General features: G+C 67.9%; 19 protein-coding genes. 8 read left to right on the top strand and 11 right to left on the bottom strand.

The genetic code is table 11. The features are described from left to right. Positions 1–251 precede the first annotated feature (251 nt). Both ACIQFZ_RS29125 and ACIQFZ_RS29120 read left to right on the top strand, forming a co-directional pair. Positions 252–1691: a cellulose binding domain-containing protein gene (locus ACIQFZ_RS29125; RefSeq protein ID WP_402692570.1), complete on the top strand. Its 1440-nt coding sequence runs from the start codon at positions 252–254 to the stop codon at positions 1689–1691. A 53-nt stretch (positions 1692–1744) separates the two neighbouring features. Then, the gene (locus ACIQFZ_RS29120) at positions 1745–3172 is read left to right on the top strand and encodes a polysaccharide deacetylase family protein (RefSeq protein ID WP_402692569.1); all 1428 of its coding nucleotides are present in this window, start codon (positions 1745–1747) and stop codon (positions 3170–3172) included. A 65-nt stretch (positions 3173–3237) separates the two neighbouring features. Here the strand turns inward: ACIQFZ_RS29120 and ACIQFZ_RS29115 are convergent, their stop codons facing one another. The 3 genes from ACIQFZ_RS29115 to ACIQFZ_RS29105 form a co-directional block, all read right to left on the bottom strand. Next, a complete protein-coding gene (locus ACIQFZ_RS29115) occupies positions 3238–4989 on the bottom strand; it encodes a glycosyltransferase (RefSeq protein ID WP_402692568.1) in 1752 nt (583 codons plus the stop codon). After that, positions 4986–6239 carry a nucleotide sugar dehydrogenase gene (locus ACIQFZ_RS29110; RefSeq protein ID WP_402692567.1) on the bottom strand — a complete coding sequence of 418 codons (1254 nt, stop codon included), beginning with the start codon at positions 6237–6239 and terminating at the stop codon, positions 4986–4988. Before ACIQFZ_RS29110 ends, ACIQFZ_RS29115 begins: the two co-directional genes overlap by 4 nt. A 718-nt stretch (positions 6240–6957) precedes the next feature. Then, entirely contained in the window at positions 6958–7398 is a 441-nt protein-coding gene (locus ACIQFZ_RS29105; protein WP_402692566.1) for a DUF6233 domain-containing protein, read from the bottom strand. Between ACIQFZ_RS29105 and ACIQFZ_RS29100 the strand changes: the two genes are divergently transcribed. Beyond that, positions 7336–8100, top strand: coding sequence for a MerR family transcriptional regulator (locus tag ACIQFZ_RS29100; RefSeq protein WP_402692565.1), 765 nt, complete (start codon positions 7336–7338; stop codon positions 8098–8100). The genes ACIQFZ_RS29105 and ACIQFZ_RS29100 overlap by 63 nt on opposite strands. 254 nt (positions 8101–8354) lie before the next feature. Here the strand turns inward: ACIQFZ_RS29100 and ACIQFZ_RS29095 are convergent, their stop codons facing one another. Next, positions 8355–9635 (bottom strand): MFS transporter, encoded by a 1281-nt coding sequence (locus tag ACIQFZ_RS29095; protein WP_402692564.1) that lies wholly within the window; start codon positions 9633–9635, stop codon positions 8355–8357. Between the two features lie 582 nt (positions 9636–10217). Here ACIQFZ_RS29095 and ACIQFZ_RS29090 point away from each other — a divergent pair. From ACIQFZ_RS29090 to ACIQFZ_RS29080, 3 genes are all read left to right on the top strand, one after another. After that, a complete protein-coding gene (locus ACIQFZ_RS29090) occupies positions 10218–10634 on the top strand; it encodes a hypothetical protein (protein ID WP_402692597.1) in 417 nt (138 codons plus the stop codon). 263 nt (positions 10635–10897) lie between these two features. Beyond that, positions 10898–12739, top strand: a complete 1842-nt coding sequence (locus tag ACIQFZ_RS29085; RefSeq protein WP_402692596.1) for a DUF2637 domain-containing protein — start codon at positions 10898–10900, stop codon at positions 12737–12739. A gap of 161 nt (positions 12740–12900) precedes the next feature. Then, positions 12901–13152, top strand: a complete 252-nt coding sequence (locus ACIQFZ_RS29080) for an SHOCT domain-containing protein (RefSeq protein ID WP_402692563.1) — start codon at positions 12901–12903, stop codon at positions 13150–13152. A gap of 221 nt (positions 13153–13373) precedes the next feature. Here the strand turns inward: ACIQFZ_RS29080 and ACIQFZ_RS29075 are convergent, their stop codons facing one another. Further along, complete coding sequence (locus tag ACIQFZ_RS29075) at positions 13374–14213, bottom strand: LysR family transcriptional regulator (RefSeq protein ID WP_402692562.1); 840 nt, start codon at positions 14211–14213, stop codon at positions 13374–13376. Positions 14214–14317: 104 nt separating this feature from the next. Between ACIQFZ_RS29075 and ACIQFZ_RS29070 the strand changes: the two genes are divergently transcribed. Beyond that, a complete protein-coding gene (locus ACIQFZ_RS29070) occupies positions 14318–14800 on the top strand; it encodes a nuclear transport factor 2 family protein (RefSeq protein ID WP_402692561.1) in 483 nt (160 codons plus the stop codon). Between the two features lies 1 nt (position 14801). After that, a complete protein-coding gene (locus ACIQFZ_RS29065; protein ID WP_402692560.1) occupies positions 14802–15728 on the top strand; it encodes an NADP-dependent oxidoreductase in 927 nt (308 codons plus the stop codon). A gap of 676 nt (positions 15729–16404) precedes the next feature. Here ACIQFZ_RS29065 and ACIQFZ_RS29060 read toward each other — a convergent pair. The 6 genes from ACIQFZ_RS29060 to ACIQFZ_RS29035 all read right to left on the bottom strand — a co-directional run bounded on the left by ACIQFZ_RS29060 (position 16405) and on the right by ACIQFZ_RS29035 (position 24219). Beyond that, positions 16405–17991, bottom strand: coding sequence for a Na+/H+ antiporter (locus ACIQFZ_RS29060; RefSeq protein WP_376408435.1), 1587 nt, complete (start codon positions 17989–17991; stop codon positions 16405–16407). A 390-nt stretch (positions 17992–18381) separates the two neighbouring features. Further along, entirely contained in the window at positions 18382–19560 is a 1179-nt protein-coding gene (locus ACIQFZ_RS29055; protein ID WP_402692559.1) for an NAD(P)-binding domain-containing protein, read from the bottom strand. 93 nt (positions 19561–19653) lie between these two features. Further along, positions 19654–20175, bottom strand: a complete 522-nt coding sequence (locus ACIQFZ_RS29050; RefSeq protein ID WP_383063160.1) for a hypothetical protein — start codon at positions 20173–20175, stop codon at positions 19654–19656. 285 nt (positions 20176–20460) lie between these two features. Further along, the gene (locus ACIQFZ_RS29045; RefSeq protein ID WP_402692558.1) at positions 20461–20895 is read right to left on the bottom strand and encodes a transposase; all 435 of its coding nucleotides are present in this window, start codon (positions 20893–20895) and stop codon (positions 20461–20463) included. Positions 20896–21597: 702 nt separating this feature from the next. Further along, positions 21598–22473, bottom strand: a complete 876-nt coding sequence (locus ACIQFZ_RS29040) for an IS256 family transposase (protein ID WP_402692557.1) — start codon at positions 22471–22473, stop codon at positions 21598–21600. A 66-nt stretch (positions 22474–22539) separates the two neighbouring features. After that, positions 22540–24219 (bottom strand): carboxylesterase/lipase family protein, encoded by a 1680-nt coding sequence (locus ACIQFZ_RS29035; RefSeq protein ID WP_402692595.1) that lies wholly within the window; start codon positions 24217–24219, stop codon positions 22540–22542. Positions 24220–24383 lie beyond the last annotated feature (164 nt).

The following is a 24383-nucleotide window of genomic DNA, read 5'->3' as shown; positions in this document are numbered from 1 at the left end:
CTCGGCATGGGCCGCGCCCGGGCGCCTAGGGCGCCCGGCACACCTCGTAACCTGCCCAGCCAGGCAGCGTCCGGGCGTAATCGCTCTGCCTGAAAGGGGTGGAGGCGCCTGGTAACGATCCGTGCGCACCACCCCCCTTTTGTCACACACGTACCGTTAGGATCTCCATGCTTCGATCACTTGTTCACAGGCCCTTCCGCTCCCGACCGCCGTCGGCCGCGAGGGCGTGCTCTTTGTACTGAGGAGTTTCCGTGGTGTCCACCCGTCGCCGCCCAGCCCGACGTCGGGTATGGCCCAAGATCAGGCTGCTGCTCTTCGTGGCCGTGATCGCCGTGGGCGCCACGGCGCTGTATCCGGTGTGGCGAGCGGCGAACCCGGACCCGCCGGAGCTCGTCGTCCGTTACCGGACCAGCACGCCAGCCATGTCCGCTGCGGCCAAGCCGTCGCTGGAGGTGTTCAACAAGACGGACAAGCAGCTGCCGTTGAGCGATGTCACGCTCCGCTACTACTTCACTGCGGACGACGGCGCCTCGTACGCCTTCAACTGTGTCAACGCCGCCTTCGGCTGCTCGAATCTTGCCGGTCGCGTCGTGGAGATGGGCAAGCCCACCGGCACCGCCGACCGCTATCTGGAGATCAGGTTCACCGAGGCTGCCGGCACCCTTGAGCCCGGCGCCAACAGCAAGGGCATCGATCTCCAGCTCTTCCGCACCGACCACAAGAAGTTGGATCAGTCCGACGACCGCTCCTTCGACGCCGCGATGACCAGCTATCAGGAAGCGAAGAAGGTCACCGCGTACCGGCGCGGCGTTCTCGTGTGGGGTGAGGAGCCGGACGGCACCAAGCCGGACGCCAAGAACAAGACGAAGGCCTCTGCGGCGCCCGGTCCGTTGCCGGCCGTCCCGGAAGGGGTGCTGTTCGACAACTTCGCCTACACGGGCGCCCAGGACCCCGCTCTCTTCAAGCACGGCTGGCTGGTCCGCACCAGCAAGGGCGGCCCCGGAATCAAGAACACCTGGTCGGCCGACGGCGTCACCTTCCCCGGCGACGAGAAGGCCCTGAAGGGCGGCCAGGTGCTGCAGTTGCGTGCCAGCACCGACGGCACCGAGGCGGGCACGAAGCAAGCGAGCCTGGGCACCGCCGCAAGCAAGTTCCGTGAGGGGACGTACGCGGCTCGCGTCCGCTTCAGCGACGAGCCGACGTCCGGCAAGGACGGTGACCACGTCATCCAGACGTTCTACACCATCGGCGGCAAGGGCTCGCAATACAGCGAGCTGGACAACGAGTACATGCCCAACGGTGCCTGGGGCCGGCCCGGACCGAAACTCGACACCGTGAGTTGGCATGACCACAGGACGAACGACCGCGTCTACACCACTACGAACAAGAGCCTGGCCGACTGGCACATAGTGATGATCAGGGTCAAGGACGACGTGGTCAGCTACTGGCTTGATGGCAAGAAGCTCTTCGTCAGCAGCGGGAAGTACGCCCCGCGCGCGGACATGTCGGTGAACTTCAACCACTGGTTCGTGGATCTGCCGTTCAAGGGTGAGCGCGTCTGGGACATGAAGGTCGACTGGCTGTACTACAACGCGAACGAAGTCCTGTCGGCGAAGGAAGTCGAGACCGCGGCTGGGAGCTTCACCGCCAACGGTATGAACTACGTCGACACTGTTCAGGGGGTGCAGTGAGGAAAAGACGGTCCAGTGCCCACAGTCACGCTGGTGCGGGCGATAAAGCAGTGGTGAGCCGGCGCTCCGCCCTGTTCATGGGCAGCGTGGGCGGGGTGGCGATGGCGGGCGGCGGTGCGTGGCTGGGCAGGGCCGGGGCGACCCAAGCCATGGCCGCCCCGGCAGCTGAGGGGGCCATCGGGGGCCTCACCACGGTCCCGCCCTACGCCCCGTCGGGCCGCAGGCCGAAGAACCGCCGGGCCACCTGGTCCCAGCAGTTCCAGGCCTCCCACGGCTGGTCCGCCGCAGGTGCCGGGACCGCGTCCGCCGAGGTGAACGACAAATCCGACTTCGTTCGTGGCACACAGTCGGTGCGGGTGACCACCAACGGCACGGGCAAGCAGTCGTACGTGCGCAAGTCCGGCATGCCCGCGATGAACCTGTCCGGCAAGATGATCAGGCTCGTTTTCCGGGTCGACGACGTGACCAACCTGTCGAAGCTCGTCTTCTATCTGGGCAGCGGCTCCCTCGCGAACTTCTTCTCCTGGACCTTCCATGCTCACTCCAAGACGTCGGCGAACTACGTCCAGTCCGGGGAGTGGGTGACGGTCCACCTGCAGTGGGCGGACGTGACCAGCGCGGCCGGTACGTACTCGATCTCGGCCGTCGGCAAGCCGTCCATGAAGACCGGCTTCACCGACATGTCGTTCGCCGTGTACGACAACGCGGGCGGCCCGGTGACCTACCGGCTCCAGGCGGTGGAGCTGATACCGGATACCGCCGAGGTCTTCCCAAAGGGCGTCGTCTCCATCACCTTCGACGACTCCCACAAGTCCATCCACGACCTGGCTCGGCCGGTGATGGACTCCTTCGGTTTCCCCGGCACGGTGTACAACATCGCCGACGCGATCGGGACCGGGAGCTTCCTGACCATCGACCAAATGCGCTCCATGCAGAACTTCTCCGGCTGGGAGATGGGCGGGCACTCGTACGCGAACGCCGTCCACACTGCCAGTTATCCCAAGCTCAGCGCGGAGCAGGCCGATGAGGACTTCCGCAAGTTGCGCGAGTGGCTGGTGTCCAACGGCTTCACCAGCGAGCACTTCGCCTATCCGCATGGCGCCTTCCAGAAGACGTCGGACGGCGTCCCCGTGGACCTGATCGCAAGCCGGCACTTCACCACGGCCCGGTCGATCATCTCCGAGACGATCGAGTCCTTCGCCCCGGCGATGCCGTACCGCCTCAAGGCACTGACGGGCATCAACGATGGTGCGGGCATCGGCGGTACGGCGCTGTCGCAGCTGACCGGCGCGAATGGCAAGCTCGACCGCTGTGTGAACAACGGTGACTGGCTCATCCTCTGTCTGCACAAGGTCGTCGACGGCGCCCCGAAAACCAGCACGGAGATCGGCACCGCCGGCCTCACCACACTGATGCAGGCGATCGCCGACCGGGACATACCGGTGGTCACGGTCGAGGAGGCGATGGCCTACTACAAGTAGGCGTCCATACGCGTAAGAGGGGGCGACCATCACGGCCGCCCCCTCTTACGCGTATGTGCTCGGGCCTACCAGCCGCTGCCTTGGCCGCCCTGCGGCCAGTTCGGATCCTGGTATTCGCTTTGGCGGCCGTCCCAGCCTTGGCCGTGGCCGTGCGGGTACGGCTGCTGCTGATAGTACGGGTCGCCGCCCTGCCACTGCTGCTGTCCGTGACCAGCCGGGGCGGGCGCCGGCGTTCCCCAGCTCACGGGCTGTTGTGGCACGTTCTGGTGCTGCTGCACGTCATAGCCGGGCAGCGGCTGCGGCTGGGCTGGGATGGTCGCGACGCGAGGCTGCGTGCGGGCCACAGCCACGCCTTCGAGGCGTATCAGCTGGAGCGTCTCGGTCACCTTCTTGTCCGAGTACGGGTCCTCTTCCTCGAAGATCTCCGTCACGTCGGCCTCGTGGTCTCCGGCCACGGATACCTCGACGCCGCCTTGGCGGGTGCCCCAGCTTCCCTTGTGCAGGGTGAGCAGCGCGTAGAAGCGCAAGGGGGTCAGCAGGAACAGCTGGATCAGGCCGTACAGCGGGGCGAGCAGGAACATGCCGAACCGCTTGATGAAGCCCATGCCGCGGCGCGGGAAGTCCAGGTAACGCACGTTGCGGAGGTAGCCCATGAGGACCATGAAGATGACGTAGTCCATGATGTGGTTCAGGAACTGCGTCGGGTTCATGATCGGCAGGATGATCATCGAGTAGAACATCGCGGTGCCGAAGACCAGCCACAGGCCCAGTTCCATACAGGTCAGCCAGAAGGCGGGCCGGTACTTCTTCTGGTGCCGGAAAGCCCACAGGGACTCGCGGAAGAACGACTTGTTCCAACGGACCTGCTGACGCAGGAAGTGCGGCAGCTTCTCGGGCACAGCGGTATAGCCGACCGCGGTCTCCTGGAAGACCACCTGGCCTTCCATCAGGCAGTAGTTGGTCATTCGCCGGTCGTCGCCGAAGACGGCCGGCTTGCCCAAAAACTGCTGGTTGAGGAAGTCGGGAAGGTACTTGCGCACCAGCGTGCCGCGGTAGGCGGACAGCGCGCCGCAGCAGCACAGCACGGACTTGAGCCGCGAGTAGGCGGCCCGCTCGAACAGGAAGGAGTTGCCGTAGCGCAAGTCCTGGAGGCGCGTGAAGACGTTGCTGTCGTGGTTGAGCGCCAGCACCATGCCGGTCGAGGCCATGATCCGTTCGTCGGCCAGCGGGAGCAGCAGTTCACGCACGGTGTCCCGGGACAGAATGGTGTCGGAGTCCACGCACAGGAAGATGTCCGAGTACGGGGCCGCCTCGAAGCCCAGGGCCAGCGCCTCGCGCTTGCCCTTGTTCTCGGGCTGGACGCTGACCGTGTACTTCACCCCCAGCGCCTCGAACTCGCGGCGCATCTTCTTCGCCATCCGGATGCCAGCGTCGTCAGCGCTGCAGTCGTCGATGATGTGGATCTCGTTCGGGAGCCGGCTCTGCGCCAGGAGACTGCGCATCCCCTGCTCGAACATCACCGGGTCCTCGTTGTAAATCGGAATGACCGCGGTGACCCAGCACTGCTCCAGGTACTCCAGTTCCTGTCGGCCCGCCTTGGCGGGCCGGTAGAACAGCGCACCGAACATCTTCAAGGCCAGCAGGCCCATGGCACCCAACGAGTACAGGTGCAGCGAGTCGGAGTCGAGCCGGGTGGCGATGACTGCGGCGATGGCGATGAAGAAGAGGTACGAGACCTTCAGCTGCCGGCGCTTGCGGTGCCCTCGACGCCCACCGGAGTCGACGGCCCCCGGTATGTGCGTATCGTCAGTCGTCACAGCTTGACCACCCGGGGGTGATCGGCGGCCTTGCCCCGGGTGTCGAACAGCTTGCGGGCACGGTCGGCCAGCACGCCCAGGTCTATCTCCCGGTGCGGCTGGAGCAGGATCGTCAGATCCGCGGCCTCGGCGGCGGCCAAATAGTCGTCCGCCCGCTCGACCGGCGTACCGCCCACAGTCCAGTCATCGACGCGCGGGTCGAAGTAGACCAGCTCGGCGCCGCGGGCACGCAGGTTCTCAGCGACGGTGAGGGCGGGGCTCTCACGCTGGTCGGAGATGTCGGGCTTATAGGTGACGCCCAGCAGCAGGACACGGGCGCCGCGCACAGCCTTGCCCTCGTCGTTGAGCAGATCGGCCGCGCGGTTGACCACGTGCACAGGCATGCGCTGATTGATCTCCTGTGCCAACTCCACGAAGCGGAACGGGATGCCCAGCGAGCGCACCTTGTACGACAAGTAGTTGGGGTCGATCGGGATGCAGTGTCCGCCGACGCCGGGACCGGGGTAGAACGGTGCGAAGCCGAACGGCTTGGTGGAGGCGCAACGGATCGCATCCCACAAGTCGACGCCGATCTCACGGCAGAACATCGACATCTCGTTGACGAGAGCGATGTTCACGTGACGGTAGGTGTTCTCCAACAGCTTGGCCATCTCCGCCTCGCGCGTGCTCTTGGCCTCGACCACACGGGTCACGAAGCGTTCGTACAGCGCGCGGGCGGCCTTGGTGCAGTCGCCGGTGATCCCACCGACCACCTTGGGCGTGTTCTCCAACCCGTAGGCAGCGTTGCCCGGGTCGATGCGCTCCGGGGAGAAGGCAAGGTGGAAGTCTTTTCCCGCCTTCAGCCCTCCCGCCTCGAGCTTGGGCCGCACCACCTCGTCGGTGGTGCCGGGATACGTTGTCGATTCCAACACGACGAGCATGCCCGGGCGCAGATAGGTCGCGATGTCGTCGACCGCGGCGTGCACCGCGCCCAGGTCGGGAGCACCGTGGTCGGTGAGCGGAGTCGGAACACAGACAACTACCGCGGCGGCGTGGCCGATGACCTCAGGGCGGTCCACTGCCTCGAAACCCTGCTCGAGCATGGTGAGGATCTGGGCATCGCTGATGTCGTCGACGTGCGAGGAGCCGGAGTTCAGCCCGTCGACCACCCACCGGTTGCGGTCCAGTCCGGCCACCTTCAGCCCCGCAGCCGCCGCGGAACGGGCCAATGGCAGCCCGACATAACCGAGTCCGACAACCACAAGATCCACAGCAGAGGCTCTGCTCACGTCTTCTTCCCAACCCCCGTTGCACTGGCCTCGGCCGAGTACATCCGATGTGACTGCAAACTGAACAATTCGAACAGCTGTAGGAGGTTAGCAACTACTTCTCAGTTCAACCACAGCGTTCACAGGTGCCCCTTGTCACTCAAAACACGTACAACCCTTTGATGATTTGGTTTGTCATACATCGTCCCTAGGGGTGCTGCTTCGGTCCATGAAGGTGAGCTTGGCGGGTGCCTGCTTCCCCCAGTCAGGGTTCGGATGCTAGAGCGCCTTGAGTTGGTCCCATGCTTACAGCGCACCGGGAGCCCTGGGTGTCACACATCCAGCCGAGTTACCCCACGAACACCGGGCACACAACGTCACCTCAGTACCTGCACTCCGGCAGGAGGTACGCCAGCGGCATCAAAGGGGCGGGCCCGATTACCCCCGGTGGCGGGCCCCGCCTCTGCAGCGTTTTGCCGGGACCAACGGCCGGTAACTGGAGCAGCTGCCACCTGGGCCACTGGCCTCCCCCTCAAGATCATCGGCGACCTCTTGCGCCGTCCCCTGAGGAGCATGCTGGGCGGCACACCCCCGCCGCACAGCGGGCTCCACCTCAGCGACCTGGTGCACGCCGAAGGCGTTTACTACTCCGGCAACACGCCCTGACCACAGGCCCGACCACGGCACCGGCCGCCCCGACCATGAGCCCAACCACGGCAGGTCAGGAGTCGGTGATGTGGTCGAACCCGGCCAGCATCGGCGTCAGCTCCTGAGCGCAGCCGCACAGCGTGCACAGCCGCGTCCCAGGGTTTTCCGCGACGTTCAAGGCGTGCTCCACATCGAGCACCGGTGCGCCCTGCGGCGCCTCCTCGCAGTCCGGGGTGTGCAGAGCACACCCCGGGCCGGGCCCCCCTCGCGCACCTTCGCCAGCACCCACCCCGAAGGCTGACGCTCCCCGAGCACCTCGCGGACCGCCGACTGGGCGACGACTTCCGCCGGGCCCGTCCGACGGGGCCTCGGGCTTGCGCTTTCCGTTGCGGCAACTTCTACGGTCATGTGTGTGGCCGGAGAGACCGGCCCGGCGAGGGAGGCACCGGCAATGGCCTGGTCGATCGCGGAGGTGGCGCGGATGTCCAAGGTGACATCGCGGACGCTGCGGCATTACGACGAGATCGGCTTGCTGCCGCCCGCATGGATCGGGAGCAACGGGCACCGCTACTACGAGGAGGCCGATCTGCTGCGGTTGCAGCAGATCCTGCTGATGCGGGAGCTGGACCTGGGGCTGCGCGAGATCCAGGCGGTCCTGGACAGCCAGCTCGACCAGGTGGCCGTGCTCCGCAAGCACCACCAACGGCTGCTCGCGGAACGGGACCGGCTGGAGACGCTGGCCCGTACGGTCGGCCGCACCATCGCCGAACTGGAAGAAGGTAAGGACAAGGGGCACATGACGAAGATCAACAGGCCGGAGAACCTGTTCGAGGGGTTCCAGCCCCGCTCCGAGGCCGAGGTCGAGGTACGGGAGCGGTGGCCACAGGAGTGGGAGCAGTCCCGGCAGGCCGTCGAGGCGATGACCGCCGAGGACACGGAGCGCTGGCAGCGTGAGGTGACGGCGCAGATGATCCGTATGGCGGAGTTCATGGTGGCCGGCACGCCGGTCTCCGACCCCGCGGTACAGGCCGAGGTGGACGCCAACTACCAGGGCATCTGCCGGTTCTGGACCCCGACCGCGGCTGCGTACAAGGGAGTGGGCCAGACCTATGTCGACGACCCGCAGATGCGGGCCAACTTCGACAAGATCGCCGACGGTCTGGCCGTCTACCAGCGCAATGCGATGACCGTGTACGCCGATGCCCGGCTGAGCTGACCGCACGCGCCTAGCGAAGGCTGTCGTCACTGCACGAACGTGGGCAGTGACCAGCGGCGGCGGGGTCATCCGAGGGCGCCGGTCCCGCTCTCGCCGTACTCGGCCTGTCGCCGCAGGTGGTCGGCCTGCTTCGGACCCCGGCGGGTCTTCAGGTGAAGGGTGAGGACGGCCTTGACGCTTGGGCTTGGCTCCAGATGACGGTGCTGCCGTGGTCCTGGACGGGCCGCTGGCGTTTCGATGGCTGGATGGGCGGGTCAGGCCTCGTGGCGGGGTGGCAATGTTCTGGCTCGGAGTATCGGGTCGTTGCGTAGTTGTAGGAAGGTGATGAGCAGGGTGAGTGCCTGCAGCAGGGCGCATGCTCCGATGAGGCTGTTCAGGTAGGGCGGCGGGGTGAGGGCGAGCAGGATGCCTGCGAGGGGGAAGGGGAGCAGCAGGAGCAGGATGGTCAGGGAGAGGGTCGTGCCGAAGGCCGCGGGTGGGATGACCTGCGAGCGGAGGGTGCGCAGGACGATGGTGAGTCCTCCGTCGGCGGCCATGAAGAGGGCTATGAGGGTGACGTAGCCGGTGTAGGAGGGGGCCTGGGGCACGGCGAGGCAGGCGGCGGCCGCGATGGTTGCGCTGATGACGCCGACCCCCCACAGGCCGAGCCGGTCAAGGCTGGCCCGGCAGCAGGCGACCGCGACCAGGGTGGCGGCCGCGGCGATGGACCAGAGTGCGCCGGCGGCGGCCGGGGAGTGGCCGAAGCGGTCCTCCACGAGGATGGGGCTGGCCGATTGCAGCAGCCCGAGCATGAGGTTGGAGCAGGCCAGTCCGGCCACGAGCCGGCGCAGGGACGGCAGGGAGCGCAGGGTCTGCCATCCTTCCCGCAGGCCGCCGCCCGGTGCCGGTCCGCCACGGCGTGCGGTGCGCAGGGGAGTGGGCGGAGTCTGCAGGGCGAGTGCGGCGGAGGCGAAGGACAGCACGCTCAGGCACGCGAGCATGCGTGTCGGGCCGGTGAGCAGCAGGACGCCGCCCAGCGCGGGGCCGATGAGGGTGGCCGTCTGGTCGATGCCGATCAGGACCGACTGCACCTTGTGGGTCTGCCCTTGGGTTTGCCGGCTGACGACGGCGCCGACCGCCTCGTTGGCGATGAAGCTGAACTGTGTCAGGGCCCCGGTCACTGCGGCCAGTGCCATGACGGTGACGGTCTCGGCCGCGCCCGGCGGCAGGACGACCAGCACGGCAGCGGCGCCCGCCACCAGCAGGGCGCGGGCGAGCGAGGCGATGAAGCAGACGATCGCCGCGCCGCTGCGGTCGACCAGGGTGCCGGCGATACCGAATGCGGCGACCCGGGGTATCCATTCCAGTGCGAAGGCCAGGCCCGTCAGGGACGCCGAGCCGGTGGTGGCCAGCACGACGAGCGGCATGGCATAGGTCGCCATGGAGTAGGCGAGCGCGTCGCACGCGCGGGGGGTGTAGACGCGCCGGAACAGGCTGCCCGAGGGGAGGGCAGCATGCCGGCCGGCCGGCTGGACCTCAGGTAAGGAGACGGTCACGAAGTGGGGGTCTTTCGTTGAGCGGGGGAGGGGAGGGCCAAGGTGTTGCCGGCCGCTCACGCGGAGGAGAGTGCCACATTCGCCGAAGCCATGGGCAGGACATAACGCTGCACGTGAACTCCGCTCGAAACGCTGCGAGGTGAACAGGGGGCGGGCCCGCCACGGGGGATGAACGGGCCCGCCCCTGTCTTGGTGCCGCCCGCGTACCTCCCCAGGACTGCAGGCGGCGTGACCCGCTCAGGGGCCACTGTGTTCAGCGCGTTCCAGGTCCTGCGTGTCACAGGCGGCGGCCTGACCTTACAAGATCACCTGGTGCTCGCGGGTGATCGGCTGGATGTGTGACGCCAGGGACCCTCGGTGCGCTGTAAGCGTGGGACCTACCTCCCACGGGTGCCTGCTTCCCCCCGTGCGGGCTCCTGCACCGCAGGGGCAGGCGGATGCTGCAGACCGCATCCCCCCACCCTGGGCCGCCCGAGCGAAACAGAGAGACCGAAGTACGATTCCCGTTCGATTCACCGTACGGCTCTGGAAGGACGGGCCTTGAGCGCCCAACTGAGAGACACCGCAACGCAGTTGGCGGACATGCTCTGGCGTCAGCACACCGTGTACCGGGACCGGGCCGGGGGTGTGGTCATCCGGGGAGAGCATGTGCAGCGTTGGATCAGTCTCGCCCCCTCGGGTCGCAAGGACGAGATCCTGCTCCGTGCGGGCCGTATCCTCGACGGCGGCACCACCGCTCCGGCGCGCTCGGAGACGGTCGTCCCGCTCTGTACCGGCACCGGCGAGCTCGCCACGGCCTGCCGCCGCCTGCTCGCCGAGACCGCCGCCGACGCCGCACCGCCCGCCCCGGCTCCCGGCCGAACCAAGCGATCCGAGAAGCCGAAACGGCCCGGGCGGAAACGGAAACGGATGAGCCTCGCCTCCTGGACGATCCTCGCCTGTGTGGTCGGCGTCGTCGCCCTGTACGCCTACAGCACTGCGACGACAGGCACGCGCTGAGGAAAGCCCGCAGACCCCGGGGAGCCCTGGCGGTCGCCCTCCGGGGCCGACCGAGGATCGCAACCACACCGCCGCTGAGGCGTGGGCCTGGCGGCCGGCGCTCAGGCGCCGCCAACGAGACCGATCGCACGGCGGTGCCGCCGCAGCTGCTCATGAGAGTGTGATGTTCATAGTTGAGGTCTGGGGAAGGATTACAGCAGGTGGCCGCGGGACCCGGGAATGTTCCAGTAGCGCTGAGCCGCGCTCACCGTATTTTGATCGTGGTGGTCGTGACGGGCGCGGTCGTCATCGCCGGGATCGGCTTTGCAGGCTCGTACGCGGCGGTCCGCGAACTCGCTGTGAGGAAGGGCTTCGGCGTCTTCTCCTACGTGTTCCCGATCGGTATCGATGCCGGCATCTGCGTCCTGCTCGCCCTGGACCTGCTGCTGACCTGGATCCGTATCCCCTTCCCTTTGCTGCGGCAGACTGCATGGCTTCTGACGGCGGCCACGATCGCCTTCAACGGCGCGGCCGCATGGCCGGACCCGCTCGGGGTCGGCATGCACGCGGTCATGCCGGTCCTGTTCGTGGTCGCCGTCGAGGCCGCCCGCCACGCCATCGGCCGCGTCGCCGACATCACGGCCGACAAGCACATGGAGGGTGTCCGTCTCACCCGCTGGCTCCTCTCGCCGGGCCCCACGTTTCTTCTGTGGCGCCGCATGAAGTTGTGGGAGCTGCGCTCCTACGACCAGGTCATCAAGCTGGAGCAGGATCGCCTCGTGTACCAGGCGAGCCTGCGCTCCCGCTTCGGCCGCGCCTGGCGCCGCAAGGCCCCGGTGGAGTCGCTGATGCCGCTACGCCTGGCCCGCTACGGCGTGCCGCTGGCCGAGACAGCTCCGGCCGGCCTCGCGGCCGCCGGAATCGACGAGCCGCCCATCCCGTTCACCGTCGAGCGGGCCCCGGTGCCGGCGCAGCGGCAGAGCTCCGAACTCGAGGCCGCTACCGATCAACAGAAGGCGCCTGCGCAGCTGAGCGCCGCCGGGCCTCAGCCGCCGAAGCAGACTCCGCCCGCGGACCCCGGCCGGTCGCTCGAACCAGACGTGGAAGACGAAGGAGGTACCCAGCACCTCGCTGACGCCTACCAGGCCTGGCTCGCCGCGTTCGGAACAGAGCCTACGAGCGCGCAGTTCGCTGCCTGGCTCCAGGACCAGTACGGCATTGCTACCGCGGCAGGGAGACCACTGTCCGACGAGCAACTTCAGCCCCTGCTGCAGGTCCTCAGACAGCGCAACGCGCCGACGGCCGGCTCCGAAGGTGAGCACGCTCCTGAAGGGGCGCACAGCGCGGACGATGGACTGACGTGGGGCGACTACTTCTACAACGCGTGGCTCACGTACGCCCGAGAATACGGCTCCATTCCCGATGCGGGTGCTCTTGCCCAGTACGTGTACCAGCGTGATGGCATCACGGGGGCCACTGGCCAGCCGGTCGCCGCGGCCGAATTGCAGGACTATGTCGCTGAATTCCAGGAGCGCGAGTACGGCATCGGCGGCCCGGAGACCGCCCCGCCTGCCGAAGACGAAGAGAACGTCGACGCCGGCGAGCACCCGGAGGGTGAGCCCCTGCCGGATCGGGAGACGGAGCAGGAGACCGCGACCGCCGGCGCCCAGGCCGCCAAGGAGCAGCGCGGCCCCAGGATCGACGCCAAGGTCGACGAGCAGCCCCCGCCGCAGGACCCTGCCGAGGTAGGAGGCGACCTCACCAGCGTCGACCGCTACTACCTCGCGTGGAGGGAGTATCAAGCTCAGCACGGCGGCGAACCTGGCGCCGATGAGCTGTCCGCCTTCCTGACGGACAAGGGCATGCTCGGCCGGGGAGGAAAGCCCATCAGCCCGTCCACGCTGCGCCGCTACCCGCTCCAGTTCCGCACCTACAAGGCCTGGGCCGAGCACCGTGTGCGCACTGAGGAGCCCTCGGCGGATGCGGTTGCGCGGGACTGCGCAGCCCGCGGCATCACCGGCCAGTACAACAAGCCGGTTAGCCCCGCTCAGATCACAGAGCAGAGCGAAGACTTCGAGCGGCGTTGGCACGCACTCACCCGGTATCACGCCGAGGCCCGGCAGTAGGCATCGTCCGGGCCTATTGCGCATCCGAACCCGGCCGCCCACAGGCAGGGTGCGCAATCAGTAAACCCCTGATCAGATGGCCAATGCGCGGTCACAGTGATCACTGCGCAGGACCTGCGCCCCCCGCAGGCGGCCTGCGCACAGGGGCACCTTGGGCGGCCGTGGTGGTGATCGCCGCAGTCATCGCACTCGTCCGCTACCTCACGGCTCCCCACTGCGGCCACCGGCCCGGCCCGCCTTCCGCATCCGATGAACCGGGGTGGGGCAGCAGGAGAGCGGAAGACCTGCTCGCCGAGCGGTTCGCCCGCGGGGAGATCGACGACGAGGAGTACAAACGCCGCCTGGCGCTGCTGCGGGAGCGCCCGCAAGGCCCCTCTGGTCTTCGTTCACATCTTGCATCGCGGCGAGCGTGACGGCAGCGAATGCCACACCGGCTCCGAAGGGAAAGATGAGCAGCCCGGCGTAGGGCACGTCGAGGAGGCCGAGCAGTAGCAGGCCGGCGGCCGCTGCAACCAGCCCGATCGCCGCGTCCGTCGTAAACGGGCACGAAGCGCCGCGGCGGAGTACTTGGCGCAGGTCGGGCGCGGCCTGAACTGCAGGAAGCGCCTACTTCTTCCGGTGCGTTTGACGCCGTTCAGCTGGCGGCGGGAGCAGCCTTGGCCGTCGTTGGCGACGGCGCCAACGACACCCTTCGGGCAAGGTCAAGGAGGCTCGCGATCCGGCGGTCACGCGATTCTGCCGGCCATGCGAGCAGCAGCTCGGTCGGGGGCAGGCCGGTGACCGGAATCCCCACAACGGCGGAGCCGAGGCGATCCGTCACGCTGTGGCCGACGACGACCACGAGCCGTCCGAGTGCGACGCGATCGATGAGCTCGTCCAGACTGTTCACAGGGCACTCGGGCACGTAGGCGGGATCGCTGCGCAGACGAGCGAGGGGGATGTTGCGCTGCCCGGCAAGGGGATGACTCGCGGGCAGAAGGGCCACCGGGTACTCCTCGGCGACGTCGCTGCTCTCAAGGTCGCGCAGGTCCTCGGTCGCACAGAGAAGGGCAACGTCAGCCTGCCCACTTCGCACGGCTGTGGCCTGATCACGCGTGAAGAACAGCTGCATCATGTCGTGGCCGTAGCGCCCCTCGTACCGGCGGTGGAGGTCACGAAGCAGCCCTGAGCCCATGCCCGGGGCGACGGCGATGCGCAACGCGCCGCTAGCGGCATGGATCGCTCGCTGGGCAGCACGATCGATCGACTGCAAAGCCTTGCGAGACTCGACCAGGAAGACTTCGCCCGCCGGCGTGAGGCCGACGCGTCGGCTGGTCCGCTCGAACAGTGTGACACCCAGGCGACGCTCCAACTGCGCGATGGCGCGCGACAGCGGTGGGGGAGCGATGCCCAGCCGCTCAGCTGCACGGCTGAAATGCAGCTCCTCAGCAACCGCGATGAAGTATTCGAGCTGCCGAACCTCAAGACGATCCATACCCTCAGAGTAATGATCTGCGAACAAGTCTGCATCGCGCTCCTCGTTGACCAGGCGGCACGCTGGACTCGTTCTCAGACAGACAAAGAGCTAGAGGAGAGAAGATGGACGACGAGCGCGCGGTTGCCCAGGTGCTGGCCCGGTACGTGCGAGCGGCCGACCACCGCGACGGCGCGGCGATGTCCGCGCTGTTCGTGGAGAACGCCGTTGCTGAGATCTACTACAGCAACGGCGGTACCCGGGAGAAGCTCGCCGAGCTCACCGGGGCCGAGGCCATCGGCAACGCCGTCGCCGGGCTGATGGCGCCGCACCCGCCGCGTGGGTGGAGCCACCACACGACCCAGGACCACATCATTGAGATCGATGGCGACGAGGCGACACTCGACGCCCAGTTCATCGTCTACAGCATCCAGGGCCACGAGCGTCCCGCCGACGGCTGGCCCGAGGGGGCGTTCGGCGCGCAGGGCACGATCACCCCGATCGAGTCGGGCTACTACCAGCCGCGACTGCGCCGGTTCGACGGCGCCTGGCGCATCGTCCACCACACCATCCTCATGGACCAGCCCATGGCCTTCCCGGGGGCCTGAGATGAAGGCGATCATCTACCAGCGGTACGGCGGCCCGGAGGTACTCGAACTGGCCGAGGTGGAGCCGCCGAAGGTCCACGTCGACTCCGTCCTCGTCCGTGTCCGAGCCGCCGCCGTAAACCCAGCCGACCTCCAGATGCGCGAGGGACTGGCGGACGCGCACGTTCCCACCTACTTCCCCGTCATCCCCGGCTGGGACATCGCCGGCGTCGTCGAGAAGGCCGGCCCCGGAGCCCCCGAGTTCCGCCCCGGCGACGAAGTGGTCGGCTACGTCCGCACAAGCGTCAGCCACCAACACGGCGGGTACGCCGAACTGATCTCCACCGACGTGCACGCTCTCGCACCGAAGCCGGCCGGGCTGAGCTGGGAGCAGGCGGCAGCGCTTCCACTGACCGGACTCACGGCGTACCAGGCCGTCACCCGGGTCCTGGACGTGCAGCCGGGGGAATCCCTGCTGGTGTACGGCGCTGCGGGCGGCGTGGGCTCGATGGCCGTCCAGATTGCGATCTCCCGCGGCGCAACAGCGCTGGGTGCTGACGCAGGCGATCGCGCCGAGCTCCTGCGCAGCCTTGGCGCGACGCCGGTCGGCGACGACGACCAGGTCACCGAGAGGGTCCGCACGCTGGTACCTGACGGCGTCGACGCGGTCTTCGACACTGTCGGCCGTGGCACACTCGTGCGCGCGGCTGCGGCCGGGCACGACGCCACGCGCTATGCGTCGACCGTCGACATAGCGGATCCGGCCACCCGCCCGGTGTTCGCACGCCTGGTGCCGGAAGACTTGCACGCGGTGACCGAACTCGCGGCCAACGGCCGTCTCCTCCCGCACGTCGGAGTGGTCCTTCCCCTGGAAGAGGCCGCCGATGCGCACCGCCTTGCCGCGACGCGTCACGGCAGGGGACGCATCGTTCTGAGCGTCGGTGAGTGACGACGCACCGGGTCGCGGATCAGCTGAGCCGTCCCCGGCGTCGACGGCAGTGCGACGCCGGGGACGGGCTCACACCGGCCGAAGGTCTACGCGCCGTCCATCAATTTTCGATGGCAACCGGTCAAGGTTCACAGGACAGGAGGGCGAGCAACCAGGAGGCGGAGCAGGCCAGCCTGCTGCCCGCAACTCGGCCAGCACCGCCTCCAGCACGTCCGCCGAGGCGTCCTTGGTCAGCTGGTGCACCCGGGTCGGCGATAGACCAACCACCTGCTCACGCTGCTGCCGGCTCGGACCGCCCCGGTTGGCCCCCTTGCCGTCGCCGGGCCGGCGCCCTGCGGCGCCCAACCGGGCGGTGCCAACGTCTTGTTGCCAGGCCGCCCAGAAGGATTCGACGGCCTGCTGGTCGAAGTAGTGGATGCGGCCGACGGTGCAGACGGCCTCCGGATGCCGCCGGTCTTCCGGTTGCTGCTGCCGGCTGTCCGCCCTGTTGTGGGTGTCCCGCGGGGGGGTGTGCCGGGGGAGCCCAGGTCCGCGATGTCATCCACGGCTTCAACGAGCGGGGGTTCGATGCGCTGGACCCAAAATGGAGCGGGGGGCGCCCTGTCCGGGGCCGACCACAGCCGTTCCGGCGAACGCCCCGGTCAGAGCAGTAGCTAAGGATTACCGGGACTGCTGGTCAGCCGCGGGCGCGGAGGCTGGCTTCTTCGAGGTCGAGTTCCCGCTGGATCCGGCGCCGGGTGGCATTGCTGATCTTGTTCGCTTCGTAGAGGCGCTGGAGCTCGGCCGCTTCGATTGCGATGAGTGTCCGACGTATCTCGCGGTAGGCGTCGGCAGGACGGGCGTCGGGGTCGCTGTAGTGGGCATCTTCGGCCTGGTGGATGCGCGCCTCCAATTGGCGACGGGCCTGTTTCAAGGCGGTCTCGGCGGCGGCACCCAGATCCGCGAGCTGATCCAGATCGCCAAGCTGTTTGAGCTCTTCGAGAGCGGCCTTCGCAATGTGTCGGCGGGTCCGGACCTCCTCGCGCACGGAGTGCTCCGGCTCCAGAGCGATGCCGGAGAGGCGTACGACAGGGGCGAGGGTGAATCCCTGGAAGATGAGGGTGAGCGCGACGGTTCCGGTGGTGAGCATGAGGATGAGGGCCCGGTGCGGCAGCGGCGCACCTGTGTGGGTGGTCAGGGGGATGGAGAGTGCGGCGGCCAGCGGCATGACGCCTCGGGTGCCTGCCCAGGACAGGACGGCCGGAACGCGCCAGGAGAGGCGACTGTCGCCCTCTCTGTGCCGGTATTGGATCAGGGCGGAGAGCGGGAAGATCCACAGCAGGCGGATCGTGAGCAGAGTGAAGACGATCACCGGGACCCACAGCGGCCAGCCGTGCTCGTCGTGCGCGAGCTGACGGACGAGAGAGGGGAGTTCGAGGCCGATGAGAGCGAAGACGACGCTCTCCAGCAGGAAGGTCACGGTGTCGTAGACGGCGTGGACCTGGAGGCGGTTGGGGGCGCTGCTGAGTTTGTGGCCGGCGCTGCCGAGGACGACCCCGGACACAATGACGGCAGTCACTCCGGAGGTGTGCGAATCGTCCGCGATGACGTACGAGGCGTACGGGGTGACCAATGCGATCACGGTCTCCAACATGGGGTCCTCGGTCCGTCTGCGGATGAGAGTCACCACTGCGGCGACAGCCGCGCCGATGAGGGCTCCTCCGCCCGCAAGGATCAGAAACTGTCCGACGGTTCCGGACACGGTGATGGCGCTGCTGGAAACCGCGGTGGCCACGGCGACCTTGTACAGGACCAGGGACGTGGCATCGTTGAACAGGCTTTCCGCCTGCACCATCACCTGCACACGGGGTGGGAGGGAAAGGCGCCGACCGAGCGCGGAGACCGCCACGGGGTCGGTGCTGGCCAGGACAGATCCGAGGATGAACGCGGACGCCGTGGTGAGCGGTGTGATCGCTCGCGCGACGTACCCGACAGCGATGGCTGAGGCGAGAACCAGGCCGAAGACCAAGCCGGTCACAGGCCGCCACACGGTGCGCAGGTCACGGACAGAGATTTCCCCGGCCGAGGCGAAGAGTAGTGGCGGCAGCACCAACACACTGATCACGTGCGGCGGCAGGCGGACCCCGGGGACCCAGGGCATCAACCCAACGATCAGACCGGCAACCACCAGGAGCGAAGGGGCGGGCATACGCCAGCGCCGAGCGCCGGTCGTCACGGCTGTGGCCAGGACCACGAGCAGCAGGATGACGGTCAGGCCGGTCATGGAACGTCCCCGGTGGGTTACGGCTTGTTACCCCCTCTGACCAGGTGCTTTATCAACGTAACCGACCTCGGGCCGTGATGCAGCTCACATGGAGCCTGCCAAGGACGTGTTCCGTGGCGAAGGCCGCGGAAGAGGGCCTCGCATGATCTCCCTGGCCAGCTCGGAGCCTGACCTCTTCGACCGGCGGGCGCTACCGAAGGACCTGACAGACCTGTCAGCTCACCAGAGGGATCGCTGACCGGTAGCGATTGGCGCGGGCACCGGGACGTTCGCGCTGCCCGGCTTCGCCGTCTTCGTCCGCTTGGTCGCCTCCCGCCAGGGAGCCGGACCGGTCGCTGTGCTGCGGCCGGTCCGGTCCGTGTGTTGTCACCGAAGTATCGGCCGCGGGGCCTACATGACGGACCGGGCGAGGGCGTCGGACAGCCGTGGGGCGGCGAACGCAGTGCCGCAGGTGAAGCGCAGCAATGGTCCAAACGTCGCTGCCGCGTGGATGCCGGTGAAGTACAAGCCCGGCACGGACGAGCCGAGTCCCTTGTCCAGGCGCGGGAATCCGCCGGTGCGATCGACCGCGACGCGCAGTTCAGGGGCCAGGAATTCCAGCTTGTCGAGGTGGACGCGGTAGCCGGTCGCGGCCAAGACGTGCCCGCTGCGCACCGTGTGGGTGCGTCCCTGAAGGTCCTGGGTGGTTACGGTGATGCCCCCGGCTTCCTTGTAGGCGGCGGTGATGTGCTGCCCTAGGAGTTGCGGCACTGCGTGCAGGCGGGGTTTGAGCCACCAGGAGCCGAACGGACCCAGGACCCTCTTCACCAGGCGCAGCCGGGCCGGGGCGGGTAGGTAGCGGAAGAAGGCCGCCTGGTGCACGACGGCATAAAGGGCCCAGGAACGGCCCAGCGGTGTGTCCGGCTGCCAGTGCGGCCTCGGCGTAGGGGCCGCCCCGAAGACCAATCGCTCGGTGCGGGCCATGAGTTGCACGTGAGCTCCGGCTTCGTGCAGGAGCGCGGTACTTTCCTGCGCAGACTGCCCGGCACCGACCACGAGCACGTGCCGGCCCGCGAACGCCGAGAGGTCGGCATGCTGTGCGGTGTGTGAGACCAGGCCCTCGGCGACGAGAGGGGCCAGGATCCTGGGCATATGGGCGATACTGTCCATGCCGCTCGCGACAACAACCGCAGCTGCCTGCACCTCCTCACCCGAGGCGAGCTTGAGATGGAACGTGTTGTCGACTTGCCGGTCGACTTCGAGTACCCGTACGTCCTCGACGTCGGGCGCCAACTGCTCGCTGAACCAGCGCCCGTAGCGCACGAACAGCTCGATTGGCACCCGGTCATGTCCGGACAAGCGTGCTTCGTTCGACTGCCGGCAGTAGTCCTCCAGCGTGAAGCCCGGCTCAGGTGCGGACAGCAGCGAGGCGCTGGGCGGTGACTTCAGGAGCATGCCCTGCGGCATGTTCTGGCTCCAGCTCGCCATGGGCGTGCCGAAGACGCGCACGGACAGCCCCCGGGCGCGCAGGTGTGCGGCGGTGGACAGGCCATAAGGGCCGGCCCCGATGACAACGACGGTCTTGGGCATGAGAGATCCCCCCTGGCACCGGCCGCGACGCGCGGTGCCACAAAGCGGTGGTGTGTGACGGCGTGCCGGAGCCGCTCACCGCACATGCAGCGATCAGGCAGAGAGCGGCAGGGGGGAGGGAGGCCCGCGGCGGGCCATTGCTTGTGACAGTACGAGCAGGCGTGGAGAGGTCCGTGTCGGACCGCTGGTGGCGGGTACGCTCGGCTGCGGTGCCTCGGGCACGGCGTGGGTGAGGAGCCGGTACAGCTCACGCCAGAGAGGCAGCGGCAGACGGCGCAGAGCGCCCTCCAGGTCCCGCAGGACACGGCGACACCCGGCGTCCGCGCGGTGCAGCATGAAGGACGCCAGCAGGGTCAGCAAGATCTGCAGCAGCGCCAGCGACGGGCGGCGGCGCACCTCTGCGCCCCACGGGCCCTCGTTGGCGGACCCAAAGACGCGCAGCAGTTCGAAGCAGCAGCAGGCAACCGTCTGACCCGCCACGACAACGGCCAGCCAGCGCCCTGCGGACGCCGTGCGCGTGGCACGCGGCAGCGCGACAGCGAAGAGCCCGGCGACGACAAGAAGGCGCTCAGGCCAGGACGGCATACCGCTGAAGAAAACGTGGTGAGTTTGCATGGCCAGCAGAGTGCAGGACGTCGAGAACGTTCCCGCCCTGACACCAGCCGTGACTAGCGTGGCCACGATGTGGCCACGCCGACGCAGATAAGGCACAACGCCCAGGCCCGCCATGACCTGCCCATGATGTAGCACCCCGCGCGTATTTGTCACTCAACTACCCACAACGGGCTGCCCCGGTCAGGAAATCCCGCGCGCTACGGGGCGGCGATCTCCTGACCGGAGAGGGGTTCTCCGGTCACGGCGATGTGCGCCCGGATGCAGGCGGCGACGTGCTCTTGGCATTCAGTGAAGTAGTCGATCATTGCCGATCGTGTCCACGATCACGTGGCGCTTGCGCCCGCCAACCTTCTTGCCCGCATCCCATCCCCGGCTGTCGGCGCCGACAGTCTCCGCGGCCCGTATGGATTGCGAGTCGATGACCGCCGCGGACGGTTCCCGGTCACGCCCTTCAGCCTCGCGGACCTTCTCGCGCAGGTCGTTGTGGAGGGCGAGGGTGAAGCCGTCCCGGCTCCACCGGGTGAAGGTCGCGTGCAATGTCTTCCAGTGAATGCCGTAGTCGACGGGCAGGTTGCGCCACTTGTTGCCGTTGTCGGCGACGTAGCAGATGGCGTCGATGACCAGGCGTCGGCAGTACTCCTCCGGGCGCCCGCCGTTGCCGTCCAGCCAGGTCGGCCAGGGCAGCAGCGGCGCGATGGCCTGCCACTCCGTATCCGTCATGTCCGTGGTGTAGCGGCGCGGACGGGCAGGACGGCCGGCACCGTGGCCGAACCGGCAGGCAGCGCATGAGCAGCTGACTTCCTCGACTGCGGAGACAGAGGACGGTGAGGTGGCGTACAACGGCATGACAGGACCTCTTGGTGCAGCGGTCGGCTTGGACACCGCTGTTGCTACCAAGGGGTCCTGCTCGTCCGGACGACTTCACCGATTCCGCTCCACCGCCTCGACGATCAGTTCATGGACGGGCACTGAGACGTCCGCACACGGCGCTGGGGGATCAGGGCCCGGTGATGATGTCGTGCGTGCCGACCCGGCGCCAGACGATGTGCTTTTCACCCGGGAGTATCTGCGGCCCGTAGGACCAGGTGGCGCGGCTGCGCGCCCCGGCAGATGTCGGCTGCCGAGCGCGAGTTCGCCCGGAACAAGGCCCGGATCGAGAGCGGCGAGCGGTTCCGCGGGCAGAAGCCTTCGGAATGGCGGCGCGGAGCCTCGCCGTCCAGCACCCGGCCCGCCCGCTGAACTCCAGCCGGGCGGTGTGGCGTCGGCCACGGACAAATCCACCCGTCAAGGAGGTGGTCAAGGAGGATGCGGATGCGCGACGTACGCGGAGTGGATGCGCAGGCCCATCTCGCGCAGGTCCGCCCGCCACCGCCGTGACCGACAGATCGGCGCTCAGGACACCTTGGTCAGTCGCAGACCGGGTCAGGCCGCGGCCCCGTACGGAACACAATCATCCTCACAGTCGCAGACCAGCATGAGCACGTCCCGGACGCCTCTGTTCTTGACTTCAGTCAGGACGGTCTGCCAGTACTTGGCGCCTTCCCCTCCGTTCCCGGCCCATAGGCCGAGGATCTCGCGGTAGCCGTCGGTGGTGACCGCGATGGCCACGTAGATGGGCCGGTTGGCGACGTGACCGTCCCTGATCTTGACGTGCACGGCGTCGATGAAGACGACCGGGTAGACCGGATCGAGCGGGCGGGTGCGCCATTCCGCCATCGATTCCAGGGCCTTGTCGGTGATCGTGGAGATGGTCTCCTTCGTGGTCGTCATTCCGTACGTCTGGGCGAGGTGGGAGACAATCTCGCCCGAGGTCAGGCCCTTCGCGGTCAGCGAGATCACCAGGTCGTCCAGCGCGCCGGTGCGGCGGGCGTACACGGGCAGCATCCGGGGCCGGAAGGTACCCAGCCGGTCCCTCGGGACCTGCACCGTCACGGCGCCGACCTCCGTCATCACCTTCTTGGCCCGGTAGCCGTTGCGCATGTTGCCGCCCGAGCGAGATCCGCGCCCGCCGACCCGGCCGGCCTCGGCGGCCAGGTGCTCATCCATCTCGGCCTCCAGGGCGGCCTGCATCAAATGCTGGGCCAGTTCGGGCAGCAGCCCGCCCTCGCCCATCAGTCTCAGCCCCTCCCCGCGGACCTTCTCGGCCGCGAGCGTGGCCAGCTCCTCCAGCAGTTCGCTGGACAGACCGTTCGGCGACACCGGCATCGACTTCACGTCGGCACCCTGGACACTGCCGTCGGCCACGGCAAGCGACACGCTGCCCAGGGTCTCGATCCGGTGATCCGTCGTCGTACTCATCAGGTGACTCCTTCGGGGAAGATCACACCTGATTCATGACACTCCCGACAGTGCCCGCGCGGAGGCTCACTGAGGCAGGCGGTCCCAGAACGAGCAGTGGTGTGCGGAATACGCATCGACGGGGTGGATTCCGCCTGGTCCGGGAGCCAACGACTGCACCGACTGCGCGAGAGGTGACGAAGGGCGGAGGACAGGCCAGAGCGGGGCGTCGGGGGTGTTCGGGTTGCCGGTATGCGCGAAGTTCGTCCAGTAGTCGACCATCCGGTCCGACAGGGCGCGCTGGGCGTCGGTCAGTGGTCGCTCGGTGGGGAAGGAGGAGAACAGGAACGGCATCTCGAAGCCGTGCGCCGCACCGTAGGGGAAGTGCGGGTTCGCTGGCAGACCGGTGAGGACAGGAGCATCCGGATCGCTGAACTCGTAGCCGTAGAGGGGGAGGCCGGGGGCATGAGCGGCGATAGCCCGGCCAACTGCCAGTGTGGTGCACGTGAGGGATCGATCGGTCAGCACCGCGGCCCAGACCAGTGCGGGCGTGGGGTAGTGTCCTGCCGGATACTGCGCCTCGACGGCTGGGGCTGCAAGCCCGAAGGCGTCCACCAGACGGGCGCGATAGTCGTTCTCGGTGCGGATCGGGAACGCGGCGAGCGACAGGCCGACGAACATCCGCATCTCATCGTGGTTGGTGCCCTGAATGATCGGCACGCGGTGGAAGCGCCCCGACGCCAACGCCTGGTCCGGCGCCACGGGCAGCAGCGTATTGCCGAAGGCGGGCCGGTTGAAGGACTGCATCAGCTGCGCGGTGGCGAGGCGATCCGTGCTCTGCACGCGCAGGCACGCCAGCACCTCGCCTCCACCGCCCGCTGGGCAGCCCAGTTGCCGGGCGGCTTCTGCACCGGCCGTCTGGACATCACGCTGTGAGGCGAACGGCTCGTACGCCGGTATTCCGGGCCCGAGAGCGCCGCGTGGGAAGGACATGAGGCAGGAACCGCTCTGGAGCACGGCCCGCTGGAAGAGTCCGACGGCCGTCGGCGAGGTGAGGTGTGCACAGATGCTGAGGGCGCCTGCGGACTCGCCGAACAGCGTGACACTGCCCGGATCACCGCCGAAGCGCTCCGCGTTCGCCCGCACCCAGCGCAGGGCGGCCTGCTGGTCCGCCAGGCCGAACGGTGGGGCGGAGCCCAACTCGGGGTGGCCGAAGTAACCGAAAATACCCAACCGGTAGTTGACCGTGACGACGACCGTGTCACCCCTGACCGCCAGTTGTTCGGTGCTGTAGTCACTGCCAGAACCGCCCAGGAACGCACCGCCGTGCATCCACACCAGCACGGGCCGCTTCTGCCCGGCCGGCTTTGGCGTCGGCATCGTGACGTTGAGGTAGAGGCAGTCCTCCGACCCGAGGACTGCGCCCGCACCTGGTGTCGGCATCTGCACACAGCGTTGAGCCGCCGTCGTCGCATCCCGGACACCATGCCACGTGGCGGCGGGCACTGGTGCGCGCCAGCGGAGCGGTCCGGTCGGCGGCGCAGCGTAGGGAATGCCACCGAAGGTGGTGTATGAGCCGTGTGACACGCCGCGTATCAGGCCGTGGTCGGTCCGTACGACGGTACCGCTTTGTCTTGCGGAGTGCGGGGAACCGGGTTGTGCGCCGGTCGCCGGTACGGCGGTGGCTGCGAGTAGTGCCACAGCGCAGAGCAAGGGGAAGAGCACCGCACGGAGCCTGTCTCTTCGGCATGGACGCGGTGCTGTCATGGTCGGGGACATATGTACCCACCGTTCTTGGTCGGACGGGATCGGACGAGGCCGCACGAGGCCGGTCAGGCCGGTACTAAGCCTGAGCGGTGGGGGAACGGTACGGACTGACGCGGTCAGTGCTCAGTACGCTAGGACCTCCCGCGCGCTGGAGGTTCAAGAGC

The sequence above is a fragment of the Streptomyces sp. NPDC093064 genome (genome assembly GCF_044754605.1).
Taxonomy (GTDB): domain Bacteria; phylum Actinomycetota; class Actinomycetes; order Streptomycetales; family Streptomycetaceae; genus Streptomyces.
The sequence above is the reverse complement of the archived record's forward strand: the minus strand, read 5'-3'. Positions and strand labels throughout refer to the sequence as shown.